This window comes from Pelistega indica, from assembly GCF_000506865.1.
In the GTDB taxonomy this organism is placed as follows: Bacteria; Pseudomonadota; Gammaproteobacteria; order Burkholderiales; family Burkholderiaceae_B; genus Taylorella; species Taylorella indica.
In genome coordinates this window covers 1-4360 of sequence record NZ_AYSV01000144.1, presented here as the reverse complement: position 1 = coordinate 4360, position 4360 = coordinate 1, and the positions used below count along the sequence as shown (strand labels likewise).

The following is a 4360-nucleotide window of genomic DNA, read 5'->3' as shown; positions in this document are numbered from 1 at the left end:
AGTCARTACCTTCTTGGCGACATAGTTCAGCGATAGGCTCGCCGGCCTCTGCTCGCTTTAATAAAGCAATGATCTGCTCTTCACGCTTACGTTTGCTCATTGTAAAACTCCTAATTATCAATTAAATTTTAAAGGAAATTTCTACATTTGAGCTGTATTAATTTAGGGGGTGGCTACCGCGTTCGCAACCTTTAATAGCCTTTAATTGACATGCTCTTTCATAATAAAATATTGCCTTTTCTGAAGCATCTGGGACTGTAGATTGTTCATAATAAGCTCCTAATGCCAACAAGGCATCTTCTGAACCGGAAGATGCCGCTTTTTCAAAATAAGCGATAGCATCTTCTTTTTTATTATTCTTTAAATAAATCTCACCCAAATAATATTGGGAGCTACTATCATCCTTGTTAGCTGCTTTTAAACAAGATACCTCTGCCACCGCAAACTCACTACGATTATATGCATCTTTACAAAGTTTAGCTTCGTTTGATCCAAACAAAAAAGCATATGAGGGAGAACATAAACCAATAAAACCAATCACAAATAGCAAAGTTTCCTTTAACATTATTTCTTTCCTTTAGTTTCCTTTTCTTTATCGGAGAATGTATTAACTCGTTTCTCTGTAGCGTCTACTGTTATTTGATTCTGCCGCGAGAGTGCAGTCAGATGATTATTAACACCAGTAGTTACTTTATCTATTTCAGTCGAAACATAGTCTTTAAAGGATTGTTCTAACTCACCTAGTTTTCGGTTCTGATCTCTACCGAAATTATCAATAAGAAAGAAAAAAACTCCCCCCAAAGCAACAACACTCAAAAACCAAATGACAGACTGAATCATTAATAAGGTCTTTGTTGTTTGTCTCACTGCGACTAGCCCCTCTTCCTGCTTTCCAATAGCACTATAAATATTCTGAGATACTTTCAGACCTCTCTCCTCAATACTTCTGATATTTTCATAGTCATCTCTAGAAATAAACCGTGCATAATTACCAGTATGCCCCTGGATCTTTTCTTTTGCTTGAGTTATGACGGCCTGAGCAAAATTTATGAGATCGCTATTTTCAGAGTTACCTTTTTGCAACTCAATAATATTTCTATCCTTTTCTCCCAATTGCTTATGTAGATTATCAATTTTTTGATTATATTGTTGGTGCAATTCCATTATTGAGTGTTCATTGTCTTTTATTATTTTTTGTAAAGTATCTTTACCCTTCTTTATTTGCTGTATTAGGCTAACAGCAGTATCACTAGAATTTTCTGTAATATCTTTTAAAATCGTACTAAAATTATCTAATGTGGGAAAGTGAATAATTCTTATGTCTTTATTTTTAATCAAGAATTTAGAACTTATTTCTTCACTACAATGAAAAAAAATTCGCTGATAACTTACTATAAGTTTATTAGCTAGTACTTCTTGCACTGCTTGAATTAGTTCAGTAGACTTTGAGCATTGAATAACTAAAACTTTAGTATTTTCTCTTCCTTGAAAGTCCATTACAGTCAACGGGGCTAAACTCTCCTGAGCTATTTTTTCGAAAACCCCTGAAGTAGTCATTTCTACAGATCTTCCATCAAGAAAACTATGGTATGTATTCGTATTTTTATCAATTAATTTATTGAATTGCAATCTTGCTAAGCTCAATAATTCTTGCATTAAATCTTTTAGCATTTCGTAGGATGATGGGTTATCCTCTGCTAATTTATTAAACTGTTGATTAATTATCTCAAAAAAAGCCCCATAAAATGTCCCTGAACGATAACTTTCCTTTTGTTTCGTCGAAAAGTATACTGATAACGCTGTTGTCCTGCTAACTCCTTCTAGCGAGGAAACAATATTCCTTTGTAAACAAAATAAAGGAATATTATGAGAACTAGAATCATCAGGTGACGGTAGAGCTACCGCTAAATCATTGGGTAAATCAAGATGACCTAACTCTAAATCTATCTTCCCTCCAATATTCCTGACTGCCGTCTGAAATCCCGTTGGACATCCCATCAAACCGTAACGTGCTAAAACCATTCTATGATTTCCCTACTAACCAATTTACAAAACGTCTCCACCAAGATACTTGTTTACTTGCCGTACGACCTGTAATACTGCTATATAACCAGTCAAATAACCTTTTAGGGCACTCCTCATCAAATACATCCAAATCATCGTGCTTAGTAAAAGTGCCAATTTTATAAAAAATCGTTTTATTAGGACTATTTGCTTCCGTGAAAAAACCCTTTGCAAAACTTTTAAGTTCATTATCATCAGATAGAGCATATGCTTGAGGACTTTCACCATACTTCATTCTCTCTTCTTGAGAAATCTTATCGGATTTTGATAATAGTAATATTTTAGGATAGCGTTTTTTATTTTTCTTCTGTAGCTCTAATACTCTATTGTAAAGAGCTTGCAAAATCATCACTTGAGGAGCCAATTCTTTATGCTCTCGCTCCAAACGACGTTGAGATTGATCATATACAAAGATAAATTTACAATTAACCCTTGAGTCAAGAATCACTTCCAATGAATCTGGTAATTCACCAGCATAACGTTCTGTATCACCATCAAACATACGAATCATATTTTCACCAGATGCATCAATAAATGTAATTTCAACTTCTGGCTTATTTAATTCTTCAGGCTCATACAATACATTTAACTCATAAAAATCCAAAGTACCTGTTCTACCTATTCTTTTCCTTGGATTGCTAAACATTTCCTGCATCGTATTAAAAATTAGACTGTCTTGTTTAGTCGTACGCTCTGGATTGAGTCGAACATTACCTGGTAAATAAGAGTTCATATAATGCAAAAGACTAGCAATTACATATGATTTCCCTGAGCTTGGAGTTCCAAACAGCATAACAAAATGTTTATTCTCTGCTCGTTCATTTAGCTCAGTAAGTCGGTTACGATATTCATCTGGCGTCATTTTAATCTGTGCTTGACGTTTCAAATCCCTGATATTATCTTTAGAAACTCCAATATCATCAAAATATTGATAATCATCATTATCATAATGTACAGTATTACTGGTAACCTCTGATATAGAGGGTACTTCTACATCAATATCATGATTATCTAATGAGTTAATATCAGATACAGGATCTCCCGTAGAATCCTGATTTATCACTTCTGTATTATTCTGTAGTTCCTCATCAAAAAAGCTACTAATCTTATTATTTGGCATATCAATCCTCTAAATTTATAAATCAGCTTTACTTACTTTTGGTTCGTAAGGTTCAATATAACCTTTTCCATAGTGCGCTATTAAGTAAATAACTACAGCCCAATCAAAGAAAAAACTAAGTATACTGAATAAAATTGCCACCAAAAGATGATTAGAAAAGGCTGATTTAAATGAGAATGCAATTTTCCCTAGTTCTTGACTTTCAAACTGAACTTTCTCAAAACTAAATTTCTCTGTATTGTTAATAAACTCCTGAGTATCTGCACCTATTTTATTAATAACTGTCACTGCCTTTAAATTTGAATCATAACCAAGTTGTTTCACTCTTTCGGTACTGGAAAGCGTCTGATCAATAAGTTTATAAGTCTCTTCAGCATAATCATTGTTTTGCTTTAATAAATCTTTTACCCTTGCCATATCTCCAGACATAAATTTACGCTGTACTATACTTTGGATATTCTCTTTATACTTTTCTGCTAACTGCTGTGGAGTTCCTGCAAATTCAGTTAATTTTTCTCCTAACTCAAGTTCAATTTCCTTTACTAACTCTCTAGCACGTTGCCCTAGTCCTGGACGTGAAATATCAGTAATTTGTCTTACAAGTTGCTCAGTAAGATTTTCAATCTTAATTCGTCTTTCTTCTGTTTCAGGAGAAAAGTTATTAAGCGCTTTTGTAGATGATGCAATCAAATCATCTAATTGTATTTTATGTTTATTTAACTCATCCCTATACAATTGTTCTGTTTGATATTGTGTGTAAATAGCATTAAAGTTTCCAGAATATGAAAAAAGGGAGCATACTAAAAAAAACAAAACAAGATCCAAAAATTGTCTGCCCATTAATTCTCTTATTACCTATATGAATACTTAAATACATCATAATAACAGTAAGGCCTGCAGAGAATGCCCACGCTAATGGAACCCCTAATAAATCAGAGAAGCCTAATGCTGTTTGATAAAAGCTAATTCCTAAAAAAATAAATAAAGGAATGTAAACTAGACCTGGGGTAGCCACCCCCTAAATTAATACAGCTCAAATGTAGAAATTTCCTTTAAAATTTAATTGATAATTAGGAGTTTTACAATGAGCAAACGTAAGCGTGAAGAGCAGATCATTGCTTTATTAAAGCGAGCAGAGGCCGGCGAGCCTATCGCTGAACTATGTCGCCAAGCTGA

4 protein-coding genes are annotated in these 4360 nt (G+C 33.7%); all 4 read right to left on the bottom strand.

Features of this window, described 5'->3' with window-relative positions; all coding sequences use genetic code 11:
• Positions 1 to 157 precede the first annotated feature (157 nt).
• The 4 genes from V757_RS27120 to V757_RS0115380 are packed head-to-tail and all read right to left on the bottom strand — an operon-like array spanning position 158 to position 4024.
• Positions 158 to 565: an SEL1-like repeat protein gene (locus V757_RS27120; RefSeq protein WP_023953482.1), complete on the bottom strand. Its 408-nt coding sequence runs from the start codon at positions 563 to 565 to the stop codon at positions 158 to 160.
• Entirely contained in the window at positions 565 to 2022 is a 1458-nt protein-coding gene (locus V757_RS27115; RefSeq protein ID WP_023953480.1) for a hypothetical protein, read from the bottom strand. The genes V757_RS27120 and V757_RS27115 overlap by 1 nt, the downstream gene beginning before the upstream one ends.
• Position 2023: 1 nt before the next feature.
• Entirely contained in the window at positions 2024 to 3184 is a 1161-nt protein-coding gene (locus V757_RS27110; protein WP_023953478.1) for a GTPase domain-containing protein, read from the bottom strand.
• A gap of 15 nt (positions 3185 to 3199) precedes the next feature.
• Positions 3200 to 4024 carry a hypothetical protein gene (locus tag V757_RS0115380; RefSeq protein ID WP_052019466.1) on the bottom strand — a complete coding sequence of 275 codons (825 nt, stop codon included), beginning with the start codon at positions 4022 to 4024 and terminating at the stop codon, positions 3200 to 3202.
• Positions 4025 to 4360 lie beyond the last annotated feature (336 nt).